Annotated in this window: 26 protein-coding genes and 3 tRNA genes; 21 read left to right on the top strand and 8 right to left on the bottom strand. The window is 28.4% G+C overall.

From position 1 onward, the window contains the following. Together secD and secF are read left to right on the top strand one after the other, a co-directional pair. Positions 1–1554 (top strand): protein translocase subunit SecD, encoded by a 1554-nt coding sequence (secD, locus tag ABXT58_RS03625; RefSeq protein WP_415304842.1) that lies wholly within the window; start codon positions 1–3, stop codon positions 1552–1554. Then, positions 1555–2442: a protein translocase subunit SecF gene (gene secF, locus ABXT58_RS03620; RefSeq protein WP_415304840.1), complete on the top strand. Its 888-nt coding sequence runs from the start codon at positions 1555–1557 to the stop codon at positions 2440–2442. Between the two features lie 2 nt (positions 2443–2444). Here the strand turns inward: secF and ABXT58_RS03615 are convergent, their stop codons facing one another. After that, positions 2445–3038: a urate hydroxylase PuuD gene (locus ABXT58_RS03615; protein ID WP_415304838.1), complete on the bottom strand. Its 594-nt coding sequence runs from the start codon at positions 3036–3038 to the stop codon at positions 2445–2447. A 27-nt stretch (positions 3039–3065) separates the two neighbouring features. Then, positions 3066–5945, bottom strand: coding sequence for an excinuclease ABC subunit UvrA (uvrA, locus tag ABXT58_RS03610; protein ID WP_415304836.1), 2880 nt, complete (start codon positions 5943–5945; stop codon positions 3066–3068). Between the two features lie 88 nt (positions 5946–6033). On the opposite strand from uvrA, the gene ssb reads away from it, so the two are divergent. The 6 genes from ssb (at position 6034) to ABXT58_RS03580 (ending at position 11517) form a co-directional block, all read left to right on the top strand. Next, a complete protein-coding gene (gene ssb, locus ABXT58_RS03605; RefSeq protein WP_415304834.1) occupies positions 6034–6495 on the top strand; it encodes a single-stranded DNA-binding protein in 462 nt (153 codons plus the stop codon). A 5-nt stretch (positions 6496–6500) separates the two neighbouring features. Next, entirely contained in the window at positions 6501–9071 is a 2571-nt protein-coding gene (gene gyrA, locus ABXT58_RS03600) for a DNA gyrase subunit A (protein ID WP_415304832.1), read from the top strand. Further along, on the top strand, positions 9071–9565 hold the full coding sequence (coaD, locus tag ABXT58_RS03595; protein WP_415304831.1) for a pantetheine-phosphate adenylyltransferase: 495 nt from the start codon (positions 9071–9073) through the stop codon (positions 9563–9565). The genes gyrA and coaD overlap by 1 nt, the downstream gene beginning before the upstream one ends. Then, complete coding sequence (locus tag ABXT58_RS03590) at positions 9558–10112, top strand: peptidylprolyl isomerase (protein ID WP_415304829.1); 555 nt, start codon at positions 9558–9560, stop codon at positions 10110–10112. Before coaD ends, ABXT58_RS03590 begins: the two co-directional genes overlap by 8 nt. A 15-nt stretch (positions 10113–10127) precedes the next feature. After that, the gene (gene tgt, locus ABXT58_RS03585) at positions 10128–11240 is read left to right on the top strand and encodes a tRNA guanosine(34) transglycosylase Tgt (protein ID WP_415304827.1); all 1113 of its coding nucleotides are present in this window, start codon (positions 10128–10130) and stop codon (positions 11238–11240) included. A 201-nt stretch (positions 11241–11441) separates the two neighbouring features. After that, positions 11442–11517 (top strand) — tRNA-Lys (locus ABXT58_RS03580). 19 nt (positions 11518–11536) lie between these two features. Here ABXT58_RS03580 and ABXT58_RS03575 read toward each other — a convergent pair. After that, positions 11537–12364, bottom strand: coding sequence for a M48 family metallopeptidase (locus ABXT58_RS03575; RefSeq protein ID WP_415304825.1), 828 nt, complete (start codon positions 12362–12364; stop codon positions 11537–11539). 124 nt (positions 12365–12488) lie between these two features. On the opposite strand from ABXT58_RS03575, the gene ABXT58_RS03570 reads away from it, so the two are divergent. Beyond that, entirely contained in the window at positions 12489–13103 is a 615-nt protein-coding gene (locus tag ABXT58_RS03570) for a DUF502 domain-containing protein (RefSeq protein WP_415304823.1), read from the top strand. On the opposite strand, the gene ABXT58_RS03565 is transcribed toward ABXT58_RS03570, so the two are convergent. Then, complete coding sequence (locus tag ABXT58_RS03565; protein WP_415304821.1) at positions 13100–15151, bottom strand: ATP-dependent DNA helicase RecG; 2052 nt, start codon at positions 15149–15151, stop codon at positions 13100–13102. The genes ABXT58_RS03570 and ABXT58_RS03565 overlap by 4 nt on opposite strands. Before the next feature lie 30 nt (positions 15152–15181). Here ABXT58_RS03565 and ABXT58_RS03560 point away from each other — a divergent pair, with 30 nt between their 5' ends. Next, entirely contained in the window at positions 15182–15442 is a 261-nt protein-coding gene (locus tag ABXT58_RS03560) for a succinate dehydrogenase assembly factor 2 (RefSeq protein WP_415304819.1), read from the top strand. On the opposite strand, the gene ABXT58_RS03555 is transcribed toward ABXT58_RS03560, so the two are convergent. Continuing rightward, positions 15443–15532, bottom strand: a tRNA-Ser gene (locus ABXT58_RS03555). A gap of 93 nt (positions 15533–15625) precedes the next feature. Here ABXT58_RS03555 and rarD point away from each other — a divergent pair. The 9 genes from rarD to ABXT58_RS03510 all read left to right on the top strand — a co-directional run bounded on the left by rarD (position 15626) and on the right by ABXT58_RS03510 (position 24009). After that, entirely contained in the window at positions 15626–16507 is an 882-nt protein-coding gene (gene rarD, locus ABXT58_RS03550) for an EamA family transporter RarD (protein WP_415304817.1), read from the top strand. Then, complete coding sequence (locus ABXT58_RS03545) at positions 16500–17492, top strand: lytic murein transglycosylase (protein ID WP_415304815.1); 993 nt, start codon at positions 16500–16502, stop codon at positions 17490–17492. The genes rarD and ABXT58_RS03545 overlap by 8 nt, the downstream gene beginning before the upstream one ends. Beyond that, the gene (locus ABXT58_RS03540; protein ID WP_415304814.1) at positions 17482–18252 is read left to right on the top strand and encodes a hypothetical protein; all 771 of its coding nucleotides are present in this window, start codon (positions 17482–17484) and stop codon (positions 18250–18252) included. The genes ABXT58_RS03545 and ABXT58_RS03540 overlap by 11 nt, the downstream gene beginning before the upstream one ends. Further along, the gene (locus tag ABXT58_RS03535) at positions 18245–19396 is read left to right on the top strand and encodes a D-alanyl-D-alanine carboxypeptidase family protein (RefSeq protein ID WP_415304812.1); all 1152 of its coding nucleotides are present in this window, start codon (positions 18245–18247) and stop codon (positions 19394–19396) included. The genes ABXT58_RS03540 and ABXT58_RS03535 overlap by 8 nt, the downstream gene beginning before the upstream one ends. Then, positions 19389–20000, top strand: a complete 612-nt coding sequence (gene tmk / locus ABXT58_RS03530) for a dTMP kinase (RefSeq protein ID WP_415304810.1) — start codon at positions 19389–19391, stop codon at positions 19998–20000. The genes ABXT58_RS03535 and tmk overlap by 8 nt, the downstream gene beginning before the upstream one ends. Before the next feature lie 78 nt (positions 20001–20078). Further along, positions 20079–20942 carry an AAA family ATPase gene (locus ABXT58_RS03525; RefSeq protein ID WP_415304808.1) on the top strand — a complete coding sequence of 288 codons (864 nt, stop codon included), beginning with the start codon at positions 20079–20081 and terminating at the stop codon, positions 20940–20942. Continuing rightward, positions 20935–22476 (top strand): methionine--tRNA ligase, encoded by a 1542-nt coding sequence (gene metG / locus ABXT58_RS03520; RefSeq protein ID WP_415304806.1) that lies wholly within the window; start codon positions 20935–20937, stop codon positions 22474–22476. The genes ABXT58_RS03525 and metG overlap by 8 nt, the downstream gene beginning before the upstream one ends. Next, complete coding sequence (locus ABXT58_RS03515; protein ID WP_415304804.1) at positions 22469–23230, top strand: TatD family hydrolase; 762 nt, start codon at positions 22469–22471, stop codon at positions 23228–23230. Before metG ends, ABXT58_RS03515 begins: the two co-directional genes overlap by 8 nt. A 5-nt stretch (positions 23231–23235) precedes the next feature. Beyond that, positions 23236–24009, top strand: coding sequence for an MBL fold metallo-hydrolase (locus tag ABXT58_RS03510; protein ID WP_415304803.1), 774 nt, complete (start codon positions 23236–23238; stop codon positions 24007–24009). On the opposite strand, the gene ABXT58_RS03505 is transcribed toward ABXT58_RS03510, so the two are convergent. The 3 genes from ABXT58_RS03505 to ABXT58_RS03495 are packed head-to-tail and all read right to left on the bottom strand — an operon-like array spanning position 24004 to position 26263. Next, complete coding sequence (locus tag ABXT58_RS03505) at positions 24004–24558, bottom strand: glutathione peroxidase (protein ID WP_415304801.1); 555 nt, start codon at positions 24556–24558, stop codon at positions 24004–24006. The two genes, ABXT58_RS03510 and ABXT58_RS03505, sit on opposite strands and share 6 nt — an antisense overlap. Before the next feature lie 3 nt (positions 24559–24561). Next, a complete protein-coding gene (nhaA, locus tag ABXT58_RS03500) occupies positions 24562–25734 on the bottom strand; it encodes a Na+/H+ antiporter NhaA (RefSeq protein ID WP_415304799.1) in 1173 nt (390 codons plus the stop codon). Positions 25735–25738: 4 nt separating this feature from the next. Beyond that, entirely contained in the window at positions 25739–26263 is a 525-nt protein-coding gene (locus tag ABXT58_RS03495) for a zinc-ribbon domain-containing protein (protein WP_415304797.1), read from the bottom strand. Between the two features lie 93 nt (positions 26264–26356). Between ABXT58_RS03495 and ABXT58_RS03490 the strand changes: the two genes are divergently transcribed. Both ABXT58_RS03490 and ABXT58_RS03485 read left to right on the top strand, forming a co-directional pair. Then, positions 26357–26433: transfer RNA gene (locus ABXT58_RS03490), tRNA-Pro, on the top strand. A gap of 5 nt (positions 26434–26438) precedes the next feature. Further along, on the top strand, positions 26439–26720 hold the full coding sequence (locus tag ABXT58_RS03485) for an ETC complex I subunit (RefSeq protein WP_415304795.1): 282 nt from the start codon (positions 26439–26441) through the stop codon (positions 26718–26720). Positions 26721–26725: the final 5 nt, after the last annotated feature.

Here is a 26725-nt window from a genome sequence, read left to right as displayed (position 1 = left end):
GTGTTATACTTTTCTAAATTAAGAATTACCTTAGTTTTTCTTGTAACACTTTTTTTTATTTTTGTTACCTTATCTAATTTTCAGGATTCTGAAGATAGTCTTATATCAAAAAAGATAAATCTAGGTTTAGATTTACAGGGTGGTTCATATTTACTACTTGAAATTGATAATGGACCTGTTGAAATTCAAAAATTACAAAACACAACCACTGTCATTAGAAATTTTCTAAAAGATAAGAAAATAAACTTTAATGATTTGAGGATACAAAATAAAAAAATAATATTTAGTGTATCCAAAGACAATATCGAAATAGTTGAAAATTTTTTCCTAGATAAAGAAAGTGAAATTAATCCTTATTATAACCAATATAAATCTCATCAGTTTGATGTAACAATACAAAACCATGAATTTATATTAACACTTTCCAAATATGGACTAATTGAGATTAAAACATCTTCACAAGATCAAGCCCTTGAAATAGTTAGAAGAAGAGTAGATGAAGTCGGAACTAATGAACCGAATATACTAAAAAGAGGTAATAATCGTATTCTTGTAGAGCTACCTGGTCTAGATGATCCTATGCGTATAAAATCACTTTTGGGTAAAACTGCAAATTTAACATTTAGATTTGTTGCTCAAAATAATAACGATACTTTTGGAGCTGAAATACTTCAATACGAAGATGGTAGTAATGAAGTAATGGTAAATAAAAGAATAATTTTAAATGGTGAGAATTTATTAGATGCTCAACCACAAATGAACAACCAAACAAACGAAACAGTGGTTTCATTCACCCTTGATAGAGTTGGTGCTAAAAGATTTGGTAAAGCAACGAGTACTGGGATTGGAAAACAGTTGGCAATTGTTCTAGATGGCAAGATTGTTAGTGCCCCTGTTATTCAGAGTGTAATAGCAAGTGGAAATGGTCAGATAAGTGGTAATTTTACTTTTCAATCAGCAACAGATTTAGCCTTATTATTAAGGTCTGGAGCTTTACCGGCACCACTTAACATTATTGAAGAAAGAACAGTAGGGCCCGATCTTGGTCAAGACTCAATTAATGCCGGCGTTATTGCACTCATGATTGGTTTCTTATTGGTAATTATTTTTATGTTTTTTAAATACAAAATATTTGGTTTAATAGCTAACATAACATTATTAGTTAATTTATTTTTTTTAATAGGAATTTTAACGTTATTTGAGGCAACATTAACACTTCCAGGGATAGCTGGTATTATTTTAACAGTTGGTATGGCCGTTGATGCGAATGTATTGATTTTTGAAAGAATTAAAGAAGAGTGTAAAAATGAAAAAAATAATATAATAGCCTTTGATACTGGTTATGTTAAATCAAGAACAGCAATAATAGACGCAAACATAACAACATTAATTGCTGCTATCATTTTATTTTTTATGGGATCTGGTCCTGTTAAAGGTTTCTCTGTAACTTTAGCGGTTGGAATTTTCACCACACTATTTTCGGTATATTTTATAGCAAGAATGCTTACTAGCCTTTATGTGGTAAGAAATAAAGAGAAAGTTAAACTAATATAAATGATTAATTTTAATAAATTTTACAAACCATTTAACCTCATATCTTTAAGTTTAGTTATAGTATCTATTCTATTATTATTTTTTAAAGGCCTTAATTTTGGTGTAGATTTTAAAGGTGGAACTTTAATCGAATTAAGATCTAATGATACAAAAGTTAATGTTACATCATTAAGAAATTCATTTAGTAAAATGAATTTAGGAGACTTCAATGTTAAAAAATTTGGAAATGAGAATGATTTTTTAATCAAGATTGAGAAGAAAGACACTAGCGCAAATGCTATTGAAATTATAAAAAAAGAATTAATATCTTCTATAGGAGGTTCTTTTAATTTCAGAAGAGTTGAAAACGTTGGTCCTAAAGTGAGCTCTGAATTATTAAAGTCTGGTATTATTGCAATAGCACTATCTCTAGCTGCAATGTTATTTTACATATGGATAAGATTTGAATGGCAATTTAGTTTAGGTGCTATTTTAGCCTTATTCCATGATGTCATTATAACACTAGGTCTTTTCTCACTATTTGGTTTAGAAATAAATCTATCAATAGTTGCTGCTGTTTTAACTATAGTTGGTTATTCAATGAACGATACTGTTGTTATTTATGACAGAGTTAGGGAAAATTTAAGAAAGTTTTCTGATATTAAAATTTATGAACTTACAAATATCTCAATTAATGAAACACTTTCTAGAACTATAATTACATCAGTCACAACTTTACTTGCTTTAGTTTCGATTTATTTATTCGGTGGAGAAATATTAAAAGGTTTTTCTTTAGCCATGATAATGGGTGTTATATTTGGAACCTATTCTTCAATTTATATAGCTAATCCTATACTTGTAAAACTTAGAGTTTCACAAAAAACAATCTTAAAAGAAGATACAGAGTAGATTTAATAAAGATTTTGAGCTGCTACCATTGAAAGTAACATTGGTATCGATAAAAGAGTATTTGTTCTTGAAAACAACATTGCTGTTCTTGCTGATTTTGCTTTAACATCAGGTTCACACTCAACTATACCTAGTGCTCTTTTTTGATTTGGCCAAATTATAAACCAAACATTATAAGCCATATATAAACCAAGCCACATCCCAATACCTATAGCTGTATTTTTTCCACCACCACCTAGTGTCATAGCATCGTGTAAATAACCATTCAGATAAGCTAAAATTAATCCTGACAGAACTGTCAGTAATGCAGCGTATCTAAAATAAAACAATGCGGCTGGAGCAATAACTTTACCTATAGCAGGTTTTTGTTCGTCAGGGATTTTTGGCATATTTGGAATTTGTACAAAGTTAAAATACCAAAGCAAACCAATCCACATTATAGCAACTGTTACATGAATAAATCTTGTTAACCAACTCCAAAAAATTGTATCAAAATCAAAACCACCATTACCATAAAACAACCCTAGAAAGAAAATTATTGCTAAAGCTAATGATGCGTGAATAGTTTTTGGAAGTGATGATAGTAAATTGCCCATAATAAGAATCACTTATACACTAATTGTTTAAATCTTTAACTTCTTTTTAAATTTTTCTTCCAGCATGGGTTTTAAGAATTCACCAGTATAACTACCTTTTATTTTGATAATATCCTCAGGTTTGCCCTCTGCGATAATATTTCCACCTTTGACACCACCTTCAGGACCCATATCAACGATATAATCAGCTGTTTTGATTACATCCAAATTATGCTCAATAACAACAACTGTATTTCCTAGAGCTACAAATGTATGAAGTATTTCTAATAGTTTTTTAATATCATGTTGATGAAGACCCGTTGTTGGTTCATCTAATATATACATGGTTCTTCCTGTAGATCTTTTTGATAATTCCTTAGCTAATTTAATACGTTGAGCTTCACCACCAGATAGTGTTGTTGCCTGCTGTCCAATCTTTATATACCCAAGGCCTACTTTTTTTAGTGTTAATAGTTTTGTTTTAATATTTGAAATATTTTCGAAATACTCACATCCCTCGTCTACAGACATATCCAATACATCGGCAATACTTTTATCTTTAAATTTTATCTCAAGAGTTTCTCTATTGTACCTGGTTCCCTTGCATTCATCACACTGGATATAAACATCAGGTAAGAAGTGCATCTCGTATGTAATTACACCATCACCTTCACAAGCTTCACATCTTCCACCTTTAACATTAAAAGAAAATCTGCCTGGCTTATATCCTCTTGTTTTTGACTCTGGTAGTGCTGTAAACCAATCTCTAATGGGGCCAAAAGCTCCTGTATAAGTTGCTGGGTTTGATCTAGGTGTTCTTCCAATAGGAGACTGATCTATATCAATTATTTTATCTATAAGCTCAACACCTTTATAACTCTTAAACTCTTTAGGGACTTTTCTAGCTTTGTTATTCAAGGTTAAATTTAATGCATGATATAATGTTTGTAATATTAGTGTTGATTTACCGCTACCTGAAACACCAGTTACGCAAGTAAAACTTCCTGTTGGAATTTTAAGATTAACGTTGTTCAAATTATTTCCACTAGCACCATTAATTTCAACAAATCTTCCATTTTTTGCAAGCCTTCTGGTTCTTGGAATTTCTATATACTTTTTATGAGATAAGTATTGACCAGTAATACTGTTTTTATTTTTTAGTATTTCATCATAAGTACCTTGTGCAATTATTTCACCACCATTAGTTCCGGCTTCTGGACCCATATCTATTATATGATCTGCCTTTTCCATCGTTTCTGTATCATGCTCAACAACAATTACAGTGTTACCTAAATCTCTTAGTCTTTTTAATGCATTTATTAATTTAACATTATCTTTTTGATGCAATCCAATAGAAGGTTCATCAAGAACATATAATACTCCTGTTAATCCAGAACCAATTTGCGAGGCAAGTCTTATTCTTTGAGCCTCACCTCCAGAAAGAGTTCCTGACTCTCTTGATAATGTTAAATATTCAAGCCCAACATTTAAAAGGAACGTTAGTCTTTCATTAATTTCTTTTAAAATATGTTCTGCTATCTTAAATTGTCGTTTATCAAGATTTTGTTCTAGATTCTTAAACCAATTAGCAGCATCTAAAATAGATTTTTTAGTTACCTCGCTTATATTTTGATCATCAATTTTAACGCATAAGGCTTCTTCTTTTAATCTATTACCCTCACATCCTTCACAAGCAGAATCAGATTGGTATTCAGCTATCGCCTCTCTTTTCCACTCACTATCAGATTCAAGAAATCTTCTTTCTAGGTTGTTTATTACACCTTCAAAAGTTTTTTTATGAGAGTATTTTTCATATCCATCGTCATAGACAAATTTTATTTCTTCTTCGTCTGATCCAAATAAAATTACATCCCTAAATTTTTTTGGAAGTTTTTTCCATCTTTCATCTAAAGAAAAGCCATAATGTTTTGCAATGGAGGCTAAGGTTTGAGCGTAATATAGTGTTGTTGATTTGGACCAGGGTTCAACAGCACCATCTGCTATACTTTTTTTTTCATCAGGAACTACTAAATTTGGATCTACATTTAATTTTATACCTATACCTTCACATTCTGCGCACGCTCCGTAAGGACTATTAAAAGAAAAAAGTCTTGGCTCAATCTCTTCAATTGTAAAACCACTTTCTGGACATGCAAATTTTGTAGAGTAAATTAATTTTTCAATTTTTCTAAATTTTTGTGGCAATGTTTCATCTTCATACTCAACAAATACTAATCCATTTGATAAATTTACAGCTGTTTCAATACTTTCAGCAAGTCTATTACCTAGATTAGAATTCAAAACAATTCTATCAACTAAGACAGATATATCATGTTTAAGTTTTTTATCTAAATTAGGTGCTTTATCTATCTCATAAAGAACTTCATCAATTTTAATCTTTCTAAAACCTCTTCTTTTATAACTCAAAATATCCTTTCTATACTCACCCTTACGCCCACGAACAACTGGAGCGTAAACATATATAGTAGCTTTTTTAGGTAACTTTTTTATTAAGTCTACAATCTGAGTTATTGTTTGTGATGTTATTGGTTTTCCTGTGAATGGAGAGTAGGGCACACCAGCCCTTGCATACAATACTCTCATGTAGTCATAAATTTCCGTAACTGTTGCAACAGTTGACCTTGGATTTTTAGATGTATTTTTTTGCTCTATGGCTATGGCTGGACTTAATCCCTCGATAAGATCAACATTTGGTTTTTTCATTTTATCTAAAAATTGACGTGCATATGCTGATAAACTTTCAACATATCTTCTTTGTCCTTCAGCATAGATAGTATCAAATGCTAATGAAGATTTTCCTGAACCAGAAAGACCAGTAATTACAACAAATTGATCTTTCGGTATTTCTACAGAAACATTCTTTAAATTATGTTCTTTTGCACCCTTAATAACTATCTTTTTGATCATAATTTTAGTTGCTTTAAATTAATAAAATTAATATTGAGTTTATATTGTGATATAAAATTAAATAAATAAATAAACACGTATAAATATTATGGCTGGAAGTTTAAATAAAGTATTATTAATTGGGCGTTTAGGCGCAGACCCTGAAATCAAACAAATGGTAAATGGCAAAAATGTTGCCAGATTAAGTTTAGCTACAAGCCAATCTTGGAAAGATAAAACTACTGGTGAAAAAAAAGAAAAAACAGAATGGCACCGTATAGTTGTATTCAATGATGGTTTAGTAAATGTTGTTCAGCAATATTTAAAAAAAGGTGCACAAATTTATGTTGAAGGTCAAATAACTACAAGAAAATGGAAAGACGAACAATCTGGCCAAGACAAATACTCAACAGAGATTGTAATTCAAGGATATAATTCTTCACTTACCATGTTGGGTGGCGGAAACACAAGTGGTGGTGGTATTCAAAATGATAACACTCAAACACCTGTAAATAATTTTGAAGATAGTCCTCAAGCTTCAAATGATATGGATGACGAAATTCCATTCTAGTTTCTATGAAAGATACAGAAATTCCTAAAGATAAAAATATAAAACTCATTTCAATGCATGATGAGATGAGTGCGTCTTACTTATCTTATGCTATGAGTGTAATTGTTAGTAGGGCACTTCCTGACGTAAGAGATGGATTAAAACCTGTTCATAGAAGAATTTTATTTGCCATGTATAAAGGTGGTTATGATTGGTCAAAACAATTTAGAAAATCTGCAAGGATAGTCGGTGACGTTATTGGTAAGTATCACCCACATGGTGACCAATCTGTTTATGATGCTCTTGTTCGTATGGTTCAAGATTTTTCAATGAGTTTACCATTAGTTCAAGGTCAAGGTAACTTTGGCTCTATAGATGGTGACCCTGCAGCCGCAATGAGATACACTGAAACAAGATTGGCCAAGGTTTCTCAATACTTAATTGATGACATTGAAAAAAATACGATTGAATATAAAAGTAACTATGATGAAACAGAAAAAGAACCTACTGTTTTGCCAGCACAATATCCTAACTTACTGGTAAATGGAGCTGGCGGTATAGCTGTCGGAATGGCAACAAGTATTCCTCCACATAATTTAGGGGAAATTATAGATGGAACTTTAGCTTTAATTGAAAATAAAGACCTTAAAATTAAAGATTTAATGAAGCATATACCAGGTCCAGATTTTCCAACAGGTGGAGTTATTATTGGAAAAGATATTATTAAAGCAGGTTACAATGTGGGTCGTGGCTCTTTTAAAATTAGAGGCGAAATTAGTGTCGAGCCTCAAAAAAATGGTAGAGAAAGACTTGTTATTACCTCAGTTCCATATCAGGTTAATAAATCAGTTTTAAATGAAAGAATTGCCCAATTAGTAAGAGAGAAAAAAATTGAAGGTATTAAAGATATAAGAGATGAATCTAATAGAGAAGGTATTAGAGTTGCTATTGATTTAAGAAATGGTGTTGAGCCCGAAACAATTAAAAGACAACTTTATAAAAACACATCTATAGAAAGTTCATTTGGTTTTAATACACTTGCAATCGTTGATGGAAAACCGAAAATTTGTAACTTAAAAGATTTTTTAACCTATTTTTTATCATTCCGTGAAGATGTCGTAATTAAGAAAACTAAATTTGATCTTAAAAAAGCAGAAGATAGAGCCCATATATTAATTGGACTTTCTGTATCTGTTGAAAATTTAGATAAAATTATAAAAATTATTAGATCATCAAAAACTCCAGATGATGCAAAAAAATCTTTATTGTCCACAAAATGGAAAATTAACAAATCTTTAAAATTAATTTCATTAGTAGAAGAAAAAAAGGGTAAAAATTTATACTCACTTTCTGACCCACAAGTTGTAGCAATTTTAGAACTTAGACTTCAAAAATTAACGGCATTAGGTATTAATGAAATAGAAGTTGAAATAAAGAAATTAGCAGACTTAATTAAAGGGTATAAAAAGATTATTAATTCTAAAAAAGAGCTTCTGAAAGTTATCAGTGAAGAGTTAAAAACTATTAAAGAAAAATTTGCCGTACCAAGAAGAACTAAAATTATTGATGCAATATTAAATTATGATATCGAAGAAACTATTCAAAAAGAATCGGTAATTATTACTGTAACTTTTCAAGGATACATTAAAAGAGGTGCCTTAAGTAATTTAAAACAGCAAAAAAGAGGTGGAAAAGGAAAATCTGGTATCACCACAAGAGATGAGGATTCTGTAGTGCAAACATTATCTGTTAACACCCATACCGCTGTTCTTTTCTTTTCAACAGAAGGCCTTGTTTATAAAATTAAAGCATGGAAAATTCCAGAGGGATCTACTACATCTAAAGGTAAATCTTTATTCAATATTTTACCTTTAAAAAGTCATCAATCAATTAGTTCTATAATGCCGTTTCCAGAAGATGAGAGTGATTGGAAGAATTTACAAATTGTATTTGCTACAGCAAAAGGAAAAGTTAGAAAAAATAATCTTGAGGATTTTTCATCAATTAATTCAGCAGGAAAAATCGCAATGAAGCTTGACCCTAATGATAAAATTGTTGGTGTTGAAATTTGTAAAGATGATCAAGACATTATGTTAAGCACTAAAAATGGCAAATGTATTAGATTTGAATCAAAAAAACTCAGAGTGTTTAAAGGAAGATCTTCAAAAGGTATTAAAGGCATAGAGTTAGCACCTAATGACGAAATAGTTTCACTATCTATTGTAAATCAAGAAAAAGGAAAAAAAAATATTAAAGCCTCACAATCTGATTTAGGAAAAAAAGATCGATTTATATTGTCTATTACAGAAAATGGCTATGGAAAGAAAACTTCTCATTTCGATTACAGAGTTACTAATAGGGGTGGCAAGGGCATTATTGGTATAATTAATTCTCCAAGAAATGGTAATACATGTTCTTCATTCCCAGTATTTGAGAATGATGAAGTAATGATATCCACCAACAAAGGTAGAGTAATAAGAATTGCTGTTAAAGAAATTAGAACAGCCAGTAGAAATACTCAAGGTGTAAGGATTATTAAATTATCTGGTGATGAAAAAGTAGTTTCGGCTATAAAAATCGATGATAACTTGGCTTAATGAAAAAAGTAGCCGTATATCCCGGTACATTTGACCCAATTACTTTTGGTCATATCGACGTTATTAAAAAAGCTTTAAAACTATTCGATAAAGTTATTGTTGCTGCATCCGAAGGCACTAATAAAAATTACCTTTTTAACTCAATCGAAAGAATTGAAATAATTAAAAAAGCACTTTTTTATGATTTAGAATTAGATAGGAAAAAAATTGAAGTTGTCTCTTTTACATCCTTAACAACTGATTTATGTAAAAAATATAAATCCAACATCATTTTAAGAGGTTTAAGAGCCGTATCTGACTTTGAATATGAGTTTCAATTAGCAGGAATGAATAGAAAATTGAGTAACAATATAGAAACAATTTTTTTAATGTCAGATGTTGAAAATCAAATTATTTCATCAAGATTTGTAAAAGAAATAGTTAGATTGAAGGGGGATATTAAAAAATTTACTACAAAAAGTACAATAAAGTCTTTAAAAGAAAAATATGAATAAATTTATAACAAAATTCTTAATTTTATTTTTTATACTAACTAACAATACAATAGCAAAGGAGAATATAATGATTTTAAAACTGAAAGATGGTGACATAAAAATTGAACTATTTGATAAGGTTGCACCTAATCATGTTAAAAGAATTAAGAAGCTTGCACAGGATGGTAAATATGATGGTGTCGTATTTCATAGAGTGATAGATGGCTTCATGGCTCAAACTGGTGATGTTAAATTTGGTAACTCTTTAAATGATGAGTTTGATCTAAAAAGAGCTGGCATGGGTGGATCTGATTTACCCGATCTTAAGGAAGAATTTAGCGATCTACCTCATGAAAGAGGAACTTTATCTATGGCAAGATCACAGGATCCAAATAGTGCTAATAGCCAATTTTTTATCTGCTTTAAAGAAGCATCATTTCTAGATAGGCAATATACTGTATTTGGTAAAGTTATTGAGGGTATGGAGTTAGTTGATAAAATTAAAAGAGGTGATCAAAACAATAACGGATCAGTTTCTGAACCAGATAAAATTATTAGTTTCAAATAGTATCCAAATACACTTATGGCATTAAAAGACTTCAAATTTAATGTCTTTGAGAAAGATAAGTTCGCTAGAGCTGGACTAATTGAAACTCGCAGAGGTAATATTCAGACTCCTGCTTTTATGCCTGTTGGAACTCAAGCGACAGTTAAAGCTTGTTTAATTGATGATGTTATTAAAACTGGTTCTGAAATAATTTTATCTAATACGTATCACTTAATGATTAGACCTGGTGTTGATAGAATAATTTCAGCTGGTGGTCTACATAAGTTTATGAATTGTAAACTTCCTATACTCACAGATTCGGGTGGATTTCAAGTCATGTCTCTTTCAAAATTAAACAAAATAGATAGAGAAAAAGGAGCAATTTTTAATTCCCATGTTGATGGTAAGAAATTTGTATTAAGTCCTGAAGAAAGTATAAGAGTTCAAAAGGGTTTAGATTCCGACATAGTAATGATCATGGATGAATGTCCTAAAAAAACTACAGACTACAAGGTTATTAATAAATCAATGGAGTTATCTATATATTGGGCAGAAAGATCTAAAGTTGCTTTTGGATCAAATCCGCACAAAGGATTATTTGGGATAGTTCAGGGAGGTTTATTTAAAGACCTAAGAATTAAATCGCTTAATGCATTAACAAAAATTAGCTTTGATGGTTATGCTATAGGAGGATTAGCTGTTGGTGAGACTCAAAATGAAATGTTTAATGTATTGGATGATATTAAGGAAGCAATGCCAGAAGATAAACCAAGATATTTAATGGGTGTTGGCACACCTGCTGATATTTTAGGTGCTGTTAAGAGGGGTATTGATATGTTTGATTGTGTAATGCCAACAAGATCGGGCAGAACAGGTTTAGCTTTCACTTGGAATGGACGTTTAAATATCAAAAATAATAAATTTAAAAGCGACAATGAACCATTAGATAATAATTGCTCTAATTTAAATCTAAATAAGTATTCCAAAAGTTATTTAAATCATCTTTTTAATACAAATGAAATTTTAGGCTCAACACTACTTACTCTTCATAATATCAATTTTTATCAAGAATTAATGTCTTCAATCAGAGAAAATATCAAAAAAGGAACATTTAATAAATTTCACGACGAATACATTGATAAGTTGTAATTTAAATATTTGCAATTACCCAAGTTATGGAATAAATAATTGTTTTTTGGTAATAAAAATTATTTAATTTTAGATATTTTTTTATTGTTTAAATTTTTAAGTGTAAAGAAATTTAAAAATTTTAAAGAAGGCTTCACCAAAAGTTTTTTTTTAAAATTAAATAAAAAAAAACGTTAATCTCGACTTATTTAGTTTCTATGTGGGCCCTTAGCTCAGTTGGTAGAGCAATTCCCTTTTAAGGAATGGGTCGATGGTTCGAGTCCATCAGGGCTCACCATTAAAAATCTCTTAATAATTTAACTAGTTGTAATAGGTGGATAATCTAAAATAACGTTATTTTCCCATTCTTTTAAATCTTTAATTCTTTTGGACGAAGAGGGATGAGTACTCATGAATTGAGGCAGTTCTTTTCCTTTATTGCTTTCTTTCATTCGTTCCCACAGTCTTTTTGTTTCACGAATATCAAAACCTGACAATGATGCGAAAATCATTCCCAAATAATCTGCTTCACTTTCTTGAGTTCTAGAAAAAGGATTCATAATTCCCATTTGAGAAAGCAGTCCTATAGTATTCATTCCGGTTGCTTGATTTATTTTACTTAATTTACCCCCAGTAAAAATATCAATTAATGATGTGCCGGTTTGCAAAAGAACACCTCTGCTAGCCCTTTCTATAGAATGTTTAGCTACAGCATGAGCGATTTCATGTCCCATCACTGAAGCTAAGCCGTTTGTATTTTTTGTTATATCTAATATTCCAGTATAGATGGCAATTTTTCCACCTGGCATACACCAAGCATTTTTAACTTTTTTATTATCTATTAATATGTATTCCCAATCAAAATTTGTAGTTGGATCATCTTTTCCTACTCTGTAAAAATATTCAGAAATTGATGCTTCCATTCTTTTTCCTATATCTTTAATTTCATTTAGTGAATTTATGTCTTCACTCATTTTCTCTTTATCTTTAACTTTTTCGTATATTTGTGCTGCTTGTGCATTCAGTTTAGACTCAGGTATAATTTTAAATTGTCTTCTGTCAGTAATAGGAGCTGTAGAGCATCCATTAATTACAACACCGCAACAACCACAGCCTATATAGTTTAAAAATTTTCTTCTATTCATTTTAATAAATTTTTGATATTTATATAACTATAAACTTATATGAATTTAAACAATAAAATTTTAGCGACTATTTTTATTATAGCAATTTTATTTGTTATTTATTCAAGTTATCAGTAAATTATTTATGCCTAGTAAAAATAAAAAATCAATTGCTTTGAAATTAAGAAACTACTTTTTTACTGGTGTTATTGTTTTAATTCCAATTGGGTTCACACTTTACTTAAGTAAATTCTTAATCAATTTTTCAGCAAAATTAGTTCCATCAGGTCTTAATCCTAACACTTATCTCCCTTATAGCATTCCAGGTGTAGAGATAATTTTAACCATTATATTTATAACAATTGTTGGCGGACTTTCTTTATCCTTTTTAGGAAAAAAGTTTTTACAAATAGTCGATGATCTTTTTAAAAGAATACCTATATTAAGAACGATTTACTCAGCTATTGGTCAAATGACTGAATCTTTTAGAAACCAAGAAGGCAATAAAAAAAGTGTAGTATTATTAGAATATCCAAGAAAAGGTTCTTGGGCAGTAGGGTTTGCAACCAAAGAGAATACTGGTGAAATTAAAAATAAAACTAATAAAAATCTTGTAAATGTTTTTGTTCCAACAACACCAAATCCAACAAGTGGTTTTTTACTAATGATACCAAAAGAAGATTTACTTTATTTGGATATGACTTTTGAAGAAGCGTCAAAGTTTATAGTTTCGGCAGGAACCTCTGTACCTAAAAATTAAACCATATCATTAATTATATCTGCCTGATCATATAATTTAAGTAACGCTCTATATTTGTCAATATTGATATTTTCTAATTCGATCTTTTTAATTTGTTTCTCTGCCATCAAAAATAAGTCTTCATTTTGAATAGGGTCAGCTAATCTAAAATTTTTAACTCCACTTTGTTTAAATCCAAGTAAATCACCAAAACCTCTTAACTTCATATCTTCCTCAGAAATTTCAAATCCATCATTTGAATTCTTTAAAATATTAATTCTTTTTTTGGCATTAACACTTAAATTAGATTTAAACATCAATATACAGCTAGCTTGTTTAGTACCACGCCCAACTCTTCCTCTCAATTGATGTAGTTGTGACAACCCAAACTTATTAGCATTCTCTATTATAATCACATTAGCGTTAGGAAAATCGATACCAACCTCTATTATTGTTGTTGAAACTAAAATTGAATATTCTTTATTTAAGAATTTATTTAATATCACTTCTTTTTCTTCATTCTCAATTTTTCCATGAAGTAAAGCAACGTTATTTGGGAATAGTTTGTTAAGGGATTTAAATTTATTAACTGATGACTGATGGTCTAATTTTTTAGATTCCTCTATTAATGGACATACCCAAAAAATTTGATTTCCATCTTTAATTTCTTTTTTAACAAATTTAATTACATCATCTATTTTACTTTCTAATTTACTATAAGTTTTAACTTCCTTCCTATTGCTTGGTTTTTCCCTAATAATAGAAACATCCATATCACCATAAACAGACATAGTTAAGGTTCTTGGTATTGGTGTTGCTGACATTAATAGAACATCACAATTATCGCCACCTTTGTCAGACAGAAGTTTTCTTTGCCTTACACCAAATTTATGCTGTTCATCAATTATAATGTAACCTAAATTTGCAAAAATTATTTTTTTTTGGAATATTGCATGAGTACCAAAAACCATATGAATCTTATTATTTTCTAATTCCTTAACAATTCTCTTTTTTTCAATATTTTCATTTTTGCTTGAAAGCAATTCAATGCTAATATCTTTGGGAAATAATTTTTTTGCTAATGTGTAGTGCTGTCTAGCTAATATTTCAGTAGGTGCCATTAGTGCAACTTGGAAACCCGAACTAATAACGCTTAATGAAGAAATCAAAGCAACAATAGTTTTTCCGCTACCTACGTCACCTTGCAAAAGTCTAAACATTTTACTTTTAGAATTTAGATCTTTATTAATATCCTCTAATGATAATTTTTGATCATTAGTAAGGTTAAAATTTAATTTATTAACAATATTATTATGGGCTTGTTTAGTAAATTTTTTCGAAACTTTTTTAATTTTTTTAATTTTTTTTCTAATTTCGGAGTTAACTAAAAATGATGCTAATATTTCATCGTAAGCAAGTCTTTTATAAAAATTTGCTTTATAATTTTCTATATTTGTTGGATCGTGTAATTTAATTATTGCTTCATTCCAGCTTTCATTGTCAAATTTTTTTAATACTTCTTTATCGTGCCATTCATTTAATAGAGGTAAATTTTTTAGAATTTGGTTAATAATTTTATTATAAGTTTTTTCAGTAATCCCTTCTGTTAGTGAATACTTGTTATCTACCGTTTCTATTAATGAACTATCTTGTGAGATATAGGTAGGATTTGTTATTTGGTATCGTCCTTTATAATTACCTATCTTCCCACTAATTGTTACCTCTTCATTTAAAGGTAAAATCTTTCGCACATAACCTTCATGACTATTAAAAAATATACAATCAATTTTTCCAGTTTCATCAAGGCAATTAACTCTATTTGGTAAATTTCTAACTCTAGGAAATTGATACTTTAATGGAATTATTCTGATTGTTTGAATTACACCAATTTGAAGATCGCAAATTCTACTTACTAAAGTTCTATCTGTGTATGACTTGGGCAACCTCCATAATAAATCGAAAATATTATTAACTTTCTTTTTCTTTAAAATTTCCATGGTTTTTTTACCCACACCATTTAATTTAGTCAGGTCTGCTAATAAATAATCATAATTATTCTTATTTTTCATGATAAATACAATATAATAAAATTCAAGATCATGCATATAAAGGATTTGAAAAATAAAATTATGTATCGTGCAAATTATAGGGGCACGAAGGAAATGGATAAGTTATTGGGTGCTTTTACTAAAAAATATATAGATCAACTAATAAATGAAGAGTTAATTTTATTATGTGACTTGTTAAATTGTGATGACGAAAATCTTTACAAACTTAATCAAGGTTTGGAACTGACAATTGAAATTAAGTCCAATAAAGTTACCGAATTATTTAAAAATTATAATTATGTTGGTGAGTAGTGGCGGAGAGACTGAGATTCGAACTCAGGAAAGAGTTGCCCCTTTGCCGGTTTTCAAGACCGGTGCATTCAACCGCTCTGCCATCTCTCCGTTAGTGAGGTTTTATAATTATAATTTATTAATTCAACAATAAAATAGACAAATTACTCAATTAATGAATTATATCCTCATTCTTTTAATTTAATGAAAAATAACGACTTTAATAAAGGACTTACACTAACAGCCTTAGGTTCATTTTGGTGGGGTGTGTTGGGTGTAATTTATTTTAAATATATATCTTTTGCGGGTTATATTGAGGTTGTAATACATAGAGCCGTTTGGACCTCTTTAACATTGTTATTATCAACTTTTTATTTTTCAAAATGGAAAATTTTTTTTCATATTGTTAAGAATTCTAAAAATTTAATAACACTTTTTTTTTCAGGGTTATTGATATTTACAAATTGGGCTGTTTGGATTTATGCTATATCAAATAATCAAATTATAGATGCAAGTTTTGGTTACTTTATAATGCCTATATTAAGTGTTTTTTTGGGTTTTGTTTTTTTTAAGGAAAAATTAAACAATAAAAGAATGATATCAATTATATTAGTTTTAATTTCAATAATCTTTTTAATTTTTACTAATTTTAAAGCTATACCTTGGGTAGGATTAGCTGTTGCTCTAAGTTGGGGCTTTTATAACTTACTAAGAAAAAAAATAAATGTAGATACTGATGTTGGTCTTTTAATTGAAAGTCTTTTTATTTTACCATTTGCTCTAGTCGCTTTTTATCTAATTGTTCAAGAAGGATTAAATGATTTTACTTTTTTAAATCCATCATTAATGTTTTTATTATTGTTAGCTGGGCCAATGACGGTAATACCTCTATTTTTATATGTTAGGGGTGTTGAGCTATGTGGGCTTGGTCCAACTGGTATGATATTCTACATTACACCTACTTTTCAATTTATACTGGGTTTTTTTTATTATAATGAGCCTTTTTCATTCACAAAGTTAGTAAGTTTCATTTTAATCTGGATTGCTGTATTTATTTATTTAAAAGATTTATATGAAAATGATTAGATATTTTATAATTTTATTTTTATTCTTCACTAATAGTACTTTATATGCAAACGATGATTCATTTAACAATTGGTTAAAAAATTTTAAAGTCTATGCTTTAAAAAACAATATATCTGAATTAACTTTTAATATGGCAATGTCAGATGTTGTTTTTTTACCTAAAGTTATAAAGTATGACCGTTTTCAACCAGAATTTTATGAGGATACAAAAACTTACATATCTAAGAGATCATCTAATCAAAAAGTTAAACAAGGAAAAAAACTATACAACTCAAATGAAAGTTTCATAAACTCTATTGATAATAAATTTTCAGTAGAAAAGAATTTATTACTAGCATTAATGGGTATAGAAACAAATTTTGGAACATATGTTGGTAAAATGGATATTCTATCATCATTAGCAACATTGAGTTTTGATGAAAGAAGGTCAGAATTTTTCACAAAGGAACTTATCACAATCCTCCAACTGATTGAATCTGAAAAAATTGATCACAACATATTATATGGATCTTGGGCTGGTGCTTTTGGCTATTTTCAGTTTATGCCATCAACGATAGAAAAATATGCATTAGATTATGATAAAAATGATATTATTGAACTAAAATCAATAAAAGATTCTTTTGCATCTGCTGCTAACTATATAAATAAAATTGGTTGGAAAAAAAATCAACCATGTTTCGTAAAAGTAAATTTAACTAAAAATGTACCCAAAAAATTATTAAATACTTCTGCAAAGAAATTGCATAATAAAAATAAATTTAAAGTTCTAAAGCAATACGTAGAAGACAAAGAGAGTTACTTAATTGATAAAGATTTAATTGGTGCCATCATCACTCCAGATAAAGATATTATACCGAATGCAGAAAATTTAGAGCCAGCTTATATAGTTTTTGAAAATTATGAAAAAATTCTTCAATGGAATAGATCTTTAAGATTTGGTTTGGCAGTATGCACATTGAAAGGTAAATTTGAAAATGCTTTATAAGAATATCTTATTTATATTTATTTTTATATTTTTATCAAATTGTAACACAAATATTTCGGTTAAAAAAAACTCTAGTACAACTTTGACTAAAGGTTATTCAAATAAAGGGTTTGCACTGGTGTATAATGAGGAACTCTATAAACAAAAAATAGTTAATAAAAAGATTGATGAACGTAGTTTAACAATCTTTCAAAAATCTTTAAAAGTTAATACACATGTTAAAATTACAAATATTCTAAATAATAAATCTTTAATAGCAATTGTAGGAAAAAATTCTAAATATCCTTCTTTTAATAATGCTGTATTATCCTCAAGAATAGCTGAAGAATTAGATCTAGATATCAAACAACCCTATGTCGAAATTTTAGAGATACTTGAAAATTCAATTTTTATATCTCGAAAAGCAAAAACTTATGCTGAGGAAAAAAATGTTGCAGTTAAAGCGCCAGTTAATAACATAACCATTAGTGATCTTAAAGTAGATAAAAAAAATAATGAAAAAAGTAATAAAAAAAATTCTATTATAAGATTTTCTTATATAATAAAAATTGCTGATTTTTACTTTAATGATACAGCCATAATGATGTTAAATAGAATCAAGATTGAAAGTTTAATTAAAAATCCTAAAATTAAAAAAATTTCAGATAAAAAATATAGAGTATTTTTGGGGCCTTTTAGCAACATTAATTCTCTACAAAAATCATATAATGATATAAGCATATTAGAATTTGAAAACTTAGAAATTATAAAAAATGATTAAAATAAAATTCTTAACAATATTAATAACAATACTATTAACTTTTAATTCGTATGCAGCATTTGAAATAAAAGCAAGAACTGCAATACTACAAGATTTCCTCTCCGGTGAAATATTATACGAAAAAGACCCGGACAAATCTATATACCCAGCATCTATGACAAAGATTATGACTGCTATTATTGCTTTTGACCTAATAAGAGGTGGTGACCTTAATTTAGATGAAAAATTTTTAATTTCTGAGAATGCTTGGAGATTATCTTCAGCTGGTTACTCTTCAATGTTTATTATGGTTGGTGATGAGGTAAGTGTTGAAAATTTACTTAAAGGGATAATAGTTGCTTCTGGCAATGATGCCTGTGTGGCTTTAGCAGAGGGTATAGCAGGAACTGAAGATGAATTTGCTGTTATGATGACAGCTAAAGCTAAAGAAATTGGTATGGAAAATACAAATTTTGCTAACTCTTCAGGGATTAATGATACTAACAATGTATCGACAGTTAGAGATGTTATGATCATGTCAAATTATCTTATTAAAGAATTTCCAGAAGAATATAAATATTTTTCAGAAAAAGAATTCACTTGGAGTAGAACTGGTGGTGATCCAATTACTCAAGGAAATAGAAATCCACTTTTATACAAAAGTCTTGGTGCTGATGGAATTAAAACAGGTTATTTAGCAGTTGAAAAATATTCTTTAGCATCATCTGTCTATAGAAATGGAAGAAGATTAATAGCTGTTGCAAGTGGATTTAACACTAAAAATGATAGATCTAGAGAAAGCGCTAAATTATTAACATGGGGTTTAACTAGTTTTGATTTGATTGAAATTGCAAAAGCAGAAATACCAGTAGAAGATGTTGAGGTTTGGCTTGGAAAAAAGGCCACAGTAGGTGCTTACGTAAAAAAAGATATTTATAAAACTATTCCAAAATCACGTAAAAGAGAATTAAAAGTATCGGTTGTTTACAGTGGACCTATTCAAGCTCCAATTAAAAAAGATGATATTCTTGGTAAGTTAAAGATTGTTTATAAAGATAAACTTATAAAAGAGTATGATTTATTTGCTTTTGAGGATGTTAAAAAATTAAATGTATTTTCTAGATTGATGAAATCAATTAATTTTTTGATTTGGGGTGATGTCTAAAAAATCAATTATAGTATTTGAGGGGATTGAGGGAACAGGTAAATCTCATCATATAAACAATGTTGCTAAATATTTAAAAAAAAATAATAAAAAATTTATTCAAATTAGAGAACCAGGTGGTAGCAAGAACGCTGAAAAAATAAGAAAACTTATATTAAGCAATAAATCTACATTTAATAATCATACTGATTTATTACTATATTTATCTGCAAGAAGTGAAAATATTGAATTAATAAAAAAAAATAATGGTAAAAAGATTATATTAATTGATAGATTTACAGATTCAACAATTGCTTATCAACATTATGGGATGGGAGTAAATCTTAAATTTATTAAAAACATTAATGATTTTTTATTAAAGGACATAAATATAAACTTTACTTTTTTATGCACTGTTAATCAAAAAAATATGAAGAATAGACTATTAAGTAGAAAAAATTTAAATAGATATGATCAATTTAATAGTAATTTTTATGACAAGGTTCAAAAAGGATTCTTAAAAATTTTAAGAAGAAACCCTAAAAAATATATGAAAATCGATTCAAATCTACCCATTGAATTCAATGACGAGATTGTATTAAGTAAAATTGATGATTTGACTTAAATATGAATTTAAAGCCTTCAGAAAATACACAATTACATGGAATGAATTATTTTTTTAATGAGATCACTACACTTTATAATGAAAAAAAAAATGCCTACTAAAATTTTATTATCAGGTAAAAAGGGTCTAGGTAAATCGACTATGGCTTATCATATTATAAATTATGTACTGTCAAATACTGAGGATTTCAAATATGACTCAAATAAACTTACTATAAATAAAGAAAATAGATCTTTTAAATTACTACAAAATAATTCACACCCAAATTTTTATCTAATTGATCTATTAAATGATAAAAAAAATATTGATGTTGCTCAAATTAGAGAAATGATCTCTTATACCAATAAATCAACATTTAATAATATGGCTAGATTTATATTAATTGACAATATTGAAAATCTTAACAAGAACTCTGTTAACGCACTACTTAAAATTATTGAAGAACCTAATGAAAATGTATTTTTTATTTTAATTAATAATAATGAGAAATTGATTTTACCGACATTAAAATCAAGATGTTTGACATTTAAGATTAATCTAACATTCAATCAATCTATGAATGTTTCAAATAAAATATTAAAAAAAAATTTATTTGATCTAATTAATTATGATCTGATTAGTCATTACAACACTCCTGGTGAAATTGTTAATTTGATTAACTTTTCAAAGGATAAAAATATAGATCTAAGAGATTATACTTTAATTAATTTTTTAAATTTACTGATCGATAATGGTCATTATAAGAAAAATAAATTTGTTAAAAACTTATTGGTTAACTTTATTGAATTGTTTTTTTTAAAAGAGTACAAATTAAGCAGAACAAAAAATTCTTTATTAAATTTTTATCATAGCTTTATTGCCAAAATTAATAACACTGAAAAATTTAATCTTGATGAAGAAAGTTTATTTTTAGAATTTAAATCAAAATTATTAAATGGATAAAAATTATTACATCACAACACCAATATATTACCCATCAGCCAAACCACATATGGGTCATGCTTACTCAAGTATAATTGCAGATTTTTTTGCTCGTTTTAAACGCATAGATGGATTTAATGTACATTTTTTAACAGGAACAGATGAACATGGATTAAAAATTCAGAGAGCAGCTGAGAATAAAAATATAGATCCTCTTAAATTTTGTGATCAAATTAGTCAAACTTTTAGAGAACTTTCTGAAACTTTAAATTTATCTAATACAGATTTTATTAGAACAACGGAGGATAGACATAAAAAGACTGTTCAACATTTATGGTCAGAACTAGAAGCAAATGATGACATTTATCTATCAAAATACTCTGGATGGTATTCTGTTTCAGATGAGGCATTTTATAGTGAAGATGAAATAGTTGACAAAAATGGAATTAAAGTTTCTGAAGCATCTGGATCTATTGTTGAATGGATTGAAGAAGAGTCATATTTTTTTAGATTATCAAAATGGCAGGATAAACTGCTAGACTACTTTGAAAAAAACCCCGAATTTATTTCACCTAAATCAAGAAAGAATGAAGTTGTTAACTTTGTTAAGGGTGGTTTGAAAGATTTATCAATTAGTCGAAAAGCATTTTCATGGGGTATTAAAGTGCCCAATAACTCCGAACATGTTATTTATGTTTGGTTGGATGCTTTAACAAACTATATCAGTGCTCTTAACTATCCTGATAGAAGCGACACATTATTTAAAAATTTTTGGCCTGCGTCAGTTCATTTAATAGGCAAGGATATTCTAAGATTTCATGCTGTCTATTGGCCAGCTTTTTTAATGGCTGCTAAAATACCATTACCTAAAAAAATTTATGGACATGGTTGGATTTTATCTGGTGATGAAAAGATGTCAAAATCAAAAGGAAATATTTTAGACCCAATAGATATAATTAATACTTATGGTCTTGATCCATTAAGATATTATTTAATTAAAGAAGTTTCTTTTGGCAATGATGGCAATATATCACAAGACAGATTGGAAGATTGTATTAACAGTGATTTAGCAAATAATTATGGGAATCTATGTCAAAGAGTTACAGCTTTTGCAGAAAAGAATTGTTCATTAAAAGTACCTAAAATTAAAAACTTTAATGAAGATGATCTTGTAGTCTTAAATAAATTTACAGAAAATCTTTCAGTCATAAGGCAAGAAATTGATAAACAAAATATCAACTTTTATATAAACTTTATTGTAAGTGCTTTATTTGAGGCAAACAAATATTTTAATGACCAAGAGCCATGGAAAAAAAAAGACGACAAAGATAGATTAAATACTATTGTCTATACATCTCTTGAGATAATTAGAAAAATTTCTTTTATGCTTTACCCAATTATTCCAGATTCTATTGATAAAGCTTTAAAGATATTTAATTTAAATTCTAAGGACATTAATCTTGAATCTATAGCATCTCACGATTATTTAAAAGCTGGAAATGATATTAATAAAATAGATATTTTATTTAAAAAGATAGAAAAAAAAAATGATTGATTCTCATTGTCATTTAGATCATGAACCATTATATGAAAACTTACCCGAAATTATATCTAGATCAAAAGAAACTGGTATTACAAAACTCTTAACTATATGCACAACATTTGATAGTTTTGAAAATATCAAAGAAATAGTTAAAAAAGATCAAATGATTTATGGCACTTATGGAATTCATCCACATGAAACTGAAATTAACCAAGTTGATAAACAAACAATTGTTAATTGTGTAAATGAAAATAAAAAAATTATTGGCATTGGTGAAACAGGCTTAGACTTTTTCTACAATCATAGTGATAAAGATAGGCAAATAAATAGCTTTAAAGCTCATATAGAGGCTGCTACAGAGCTAAATAAACCTATTATAATTCATTCTAGGGATGCAGAAAATGAGACGTTTGAGATACTTAGTTCATACAAAAATAAGAATTTAAAAATTTTAATGCACTGCTTCACCGGCTCCTTAGAATTTTCAAAAAATTTACTAACTTTAGACGCCTTTTTTTCAGCTAGTGGAATAATCACTTTCAAAAATAGTACAGAACTACAAGATACTTTTAAAACTATTCCTATAGAAAAGCTTCTTATTGAAACAGACAGTCCATTTTTAGCTCCAATACCCATGAGGGGGAAAAAAAATGAACCAAGTTTTATCAAATACACACTTGAAAGATTATCTACCCTTAAAGAAACTACAGCTGAACAAATGTCAAACATAACGACAGATAATTTTAATAAACTCTTTAACGTGTAACGGTAATGGCTGTTAAATTCATAATATTAGGTAGTGGAAGTTCAATGGGCGTACCAAGAGCCGATGGATATTATGGAAATTGCAATTTGAATAACAAAAAAAATTTTAGAACCAGGTGTTCAGCATTAATTCAATTTAATAATCAAAATATTTTGATAGATACTTCTCCAGATCTAAGATCACAATTACTAAAAAACAAAATTAGATCTATTGATAAAGTTTTTTATACACATTTACATGCGGACCAAACTCACGGGATTAACGACCTACGTCCATTTTTTCTTATTAGTAAAAAACAGATACCAGTTTTTGCAGATATCAAAACTTCAAAATATTTAAATTCAACTTTTAAATATTGCTTTAAAACGTCTGGTGATTATCCATCCACTTTAATTTTGAATAAACTAAAAAAAAAATATTTATTTAAAAATAAAAATCAAAAAATTATTATTGAATCAATACCAACAGAACACGGAAAAATTGAAAGTATTTGCTATTTGATAAATAAAAAATTAGCCTATGCAAGTGATATAAGTTTATTTTATAAAAAAGATTATAAAAAGTTAATGAAGCTAGATTATTTAATTATTGATTGCTTATGGTACAAAAATCATTCAGCGCATTTTAATTTAGACCAAGTTTTATCTTTAGTTAAGATATTATCTCCTAAAAAAACTATTTTGACTAATATGCATAGCGACCTTGATTACGATCAGCTTAAAAAAAAACTACCAAAGAATATTTTTCCTGGATATGATGGAATGAGCGTTATTTTATAATACTAATTCTATTTGTTTTATAATTTTATCCGATAGTGGGGATATAAAAGGATTAAACGTATCATGAATTTTTCCTTCTTTATTAATTAAAATTTTATGAAAGTTCCATTTAGGAACTGTTGAATTGCCATAGTTTTCTTTTGCCCATTTATAAAGTGTATGTGCATCTTTCCCTTTAACATCAACTTTATTTGTAATTGGAAAAGTTATATTAAAATTTGTTTCACAGAAATCTTTTATTTCCGTATTAGATCCTGGTTCTTGACCACCAAATTGATTGGACGGTACAGCAATAACAGAAAAGCCTTTATCTTTATATTTTTCATAAAGTGTTTGAAGATCGGTATATTGCTTGGTAAAGCCACATTTGCTTGCAACATTAACAAGAAGAACAGTTTTTCCTTTAAATTTACTTAGATTGATAACTTCATTATCTATACTTTTAATATTTAGATCGAAGAATAATTTTTTATATTTGGCATTTGCTTTTTCAAAGAAAGAAAACATAATTAAACTTATTAAAATTAATAAATAACTTTTATAAAACATAAATTACTTTTTTGAAGCAAATAGCAATATAAAATACCCAAATAGAGTTGATAGTAGTGACCCAGCTAACACACCAATTTTTACTCCATCAATATATTGACTGTTTTCTGCGAATGCCAAGTTTCCCACAAATAAACTCATAGTAAAACCAATACCAGTTAAGACCGATACGCCATATACACTTAACCAACTTGAATTGTCAGGCATTTGTGCTGCACCAGTTTTAACCGCTACAAAAGAAAAAATCATTACACCGAGTTGTTTACCCACAAATAGCCCTAGAAGAATACCTAGTGGCACTGGCTGTAATAATGACAACAGAGACAATCCCTCTAATGAAACTCCTGCATTAGCAAATGCAAATATAGGCATTATCATAAAAGCCACATATGGGCTTATTGCATGCTCAAGTTTAATCAATAAAGAAAAATCTTTATCTTTTATTCTATGAGGTATTGTTGATGCCAAAAGTACACCAGCAATTGTTGCGTGAATTCCAGATTTATATGTAAAGAACCACATGAAGGCACCCACTATTAAGTAAGGTGAAAATTTTTTAATTCCAAGTTTATTTAAAACTAATAAAAATATGTAAGATATTAAAATTAAGCTTAAATAACTTATGCTTAAATCCCCAGAATAGAAAAAAGCAATAATAAGAATTGCACCAAGATCATCAATTATAGCAAGTGCTGTTAAAAAAATTTTTAAAGAGATGGGTACTCTTGATCCAAGAAGTGATAAAATTCCTAATGAAAAAGCAATATCGGTAGCAGATGGAATAGCCCATCCATTTAAAGTTTCTGTGTTTCCAAAATTTATAAAAACATAAACAAGGGCAGGGATAACCATACCCCCAACAGCACCAATTATTGGTAGTAATGCTTTTTTTAAATTAGATAATTCACCTTGAATAAATTCTCTTTTAATTTCTAACGTTACAAAGAAAAAAAATATTGCCATTAACAGGTCATTTATCCAATGATGTACAGAGAGCTTCAAGCCAAAATCATTTATTCCAATAAAGAAATATTGTTCTAATGCGCTAAAGTATAACTCACTAAAATTTGAGTTACTTATTACTAAAGCTATAATTGCTGCTATCAATAAAACCAAGCCACTTGCTGCCTCTAGTTTAAAGAACCATTTAAAAGGTTTGGATAAGGTCTTAATCATAATATTAAATTAAATCTTTAAAAAATAATATGATATCATTAATAGTTTCATACAGATTATAAAGCAGAAATTCTATGTTTGGGACAATTTTACTAATAGGGCCCTGGAATGTATCTAGGACAATAATTAGAGCCACAAAAGAAATTATAAAAACAATGGTTAATCCTAATACATTATAATTTTTTTTATTTATAGAAGAGCTAATCTGTAGATTTGTATCTCTATTTTCTTTATCACTATCTTTATTAATTGAAATTTTTTCTATTATAGGTACATCTTTAATTTGTTTGTCTAAGAGTTTTATAGTTTTGGGGTTTTCATTTTCCATTATATCTAATCTTTCATTAGATACCCCATCTACTTCAATAGCTTTATTGATTTTAACAGGTGAAGTAGATTGAATTATAGTTTCTTTTTTAAAAAACCATTTATGGTTACAGCTATTACACTGAAGTAGTCTTCCTTTCTCAGGTATAAGACTTGAGTCTATATTAAATTTTTTAGTACAGTTATTACAACTAATAATCATTATTCTTATATACCCGATTCTTGGAAAAAAGAGTTATTTTTGATGTTCTTTATTGTTTGAAATTATCAATATCTAATGTATTAGTACCTCAATCGGGGCGTAGCGCAGCCTGGTAGCGCATCTGGTTTGGGACCAGAGGGTCGCAGGTTCAAATCCTGCCGCCCCGACCATTATTATGATAAAAGCAAAAATTTATATACCAACAAAAAACTCTATGCAGTCTGGTCTTGGTAAAGCAGATAAATGGGTTATTAAATTTGAAACTGAAAATGCTGGTGTTAACCCTTTGATGGGTTGGGAAACCAGCTCTAACACTTATTCAGAATTAAATTTAGAATTTTCAACTAAAGAATTAGCTGCTGACTATGCAAAAAAAAACAAGATAGACTTTGAGATAATAGAACCTCAAAAGAGAAAAACTGTTAAAAAATCATACGCAGATAACTTTCTTAAATAATTTAA

The organism is Candidatus Pelagibacter sp. Uisw_090, from assembly GCF_047717845.1.
Lineage (GTDB): Bacteria > Pseudomonadota > Alphaproteobacteria > Pelagibacterales > Pelagibacteraceae > Pelagibacter.
This window is presented reverse-complemented; position numbering and strand designations above follow the sequence as displayed.

What these genes read in the sequence shown, in the direction of transcription:
- ABXT58_RS03615 (WP_415304838.1), bottom strand. Translation starts at nt 3,038, where the DNA reads ATGGGCAATTTACTATCATCACTTCCAAAAACTATTCACGCATCATTA.
- tmk (WP_415304810.1), top strand. Translation starts at nt 19,389, where the DNA reads ATGTCTAAAAAATCAATTATAGTATTTGAGGGGATTGAGGGAACAGGT.
- nhaA (WP_415304799.1), bottom strand. Translation starts at nt 25,734, where the DNA reads ATGATTAAGACCTTATCCAAACCTTTTAAATGGTTCTTTAAACTAGAG.
- ABXT58_RS03505 (WP_415304801.1), bottom strand. Translation starts at nt 24,558, where the DNA reads ATGTTTTATAAAAGTTATTTATTAATTTTAATAAGTTTAATTATGTTT.
- rarD (WP_415304817.1), top strand. Translation starts at nt 15,626, where the DNA reads ATGAAAAATAACGACTTTAATAAAGGACTTACACTAACAGCCTTAGGT.
- coaD (WP_415304831.1), top strand. Translation starts at nt 9,071, where the DNA reads ATGAAAAAAGTAGCCGTATATCCCGGTACATTTGACCCAATTACTTTT.
- secF (WP_415304840.1), top strand. Translation starts at nt 1,555, where the DNA reads ATGATTAATTTTAATAAATTTTACAAACCATTTAACCTCATATCTTTA.
- ABXT58_RS03590 (WP_415304829.1), top strand. Translation starts at nt 9,558, where the DNA reads ATGAATAAATTTATAACAAAATTCTTAATTTTATTTTTTATACTAACT.
- ABXT58_RS03575 (WP_415304825.1), bottom strand. Translation starts at nt 12,364, where the DNA reads ATGAATAGAAGAAAATTTTTAAACTATATAGGCTGTGGTTGTTGCGGT.
- ABXT58_RS03525 (WP_415304808.1), top strand. Translation starts at nt 20,079, where the DNA reads ATGAAAAAAAAAATGCCTACTAAAATTTTATTATCAGGTAAAAAGGGT.
- ABXT58_RS03565 (WP_415304821.1), bottom strand. Translation starts at nt 15,151, where the DNA reads ATGAAAAATAAGAATAATTATGATTATTTATTAGCAGACCTGACTAAA.
- ABXT58_RS03545 (WP_415304815.1), top strand. Translation starts at nt 16,500, where the DNA reads ATGATTAGATATTTTATAATTTTATTTTTATTCTTCACTAATAGTACT.
- ABXT58_RS03485 (WP_415304795.1), top strand. Translation starts at nt 26,439, where the DNA reads ATGATAAAAGCAAAAATTTATATACCAACAAAAAACTCTATGCAGTCT.
- ABXT58_RS03495 (WP_415304797.1), bottom strand. Translation starts at nt 26,263, where the DNA reads ATGATTATTAGTTGTAATAACTGTACTAAAAAATTTAATATAGACTCA.
- metG (WP_415304806.1), top strand. Translation starts at nt 20,935, where the DNA reads ATGGATAAAAATTATTACATCACAACACCAATATATTACCCATCAGCC.
- ABXT58_RS03560 (WP_415304819.1), top strand. Translation starts at nt 15,182, where the DNA reads ATGCATATAAAGGATTTGAAAAATAAAATTATGTATCGTGCAAATTAT.
- ABXT58_RS03535 (WP_415304812.1), top strand. Translation starts at nt 18,245, where the DNA reads ATGATTAAAATAAAATTCTTAACAATATTAATAACAATACTATTAACT.
- ssb (WP_415304834.1), top strand. Translation starts at nt 6,034, where the DNA reads ATGGCTGGAAGTTTAAATAAAGTATTATTAATTGGGCGTTTAGGCGCA.
- ABXT58_RS03515 (WP_415304804.1), top strand. Translation starts at nt 22,469, where the DNA reads ATGATTGATTCTCATTGTCATTTAGATCATGAACCATTATATGAAAAC.
- uvrA (WP_415304836.1), bottom strand. Translation starts at nt 5,945, where the DNA reads ATGATCAAAAAGATAGTTATTAAGGGTGCAAAAGAACATAATTTAAAG.
- gyrA (WP_415304832.1), top strand. Translation starts at nt 6,501, where the DNA reads ATGAAAGATACAGAAATTCCTAAAGATAAAAATATAAAACTCATTTCA.
- tgt (WP_415304827.1), top strand. Translation starts at nt 10,128, where the DNA reads ATGGCATTAAAAGACTTCAAATTTAATGTCTTTGAGAAAGATAAGTTC.
- ABXT58_RS03540 (WP_415304814.1), top strand. Translation starts at nt 17,482, where the DNA reads ATGCTTTATAAGAATATCTTATTTATATTTATTTTTATATTTTTATCA.
- ABXT58_RS03570 (WP_415304823.1), top strand. Translation starts at nt 12,489, where the DNA reads ATGCCTAGTAAAAATAAAAAATCAATTGCTTTGAAATTAAGAAACTAC.
- ABXT58_RS03510 (WP_415304803.1), top strand. Translation starts at nt 23,236, where the DNA reads ATGGCTGTTAAATTCATAATATTAGGTAGTGGAAGTTCAATGGGCGTA.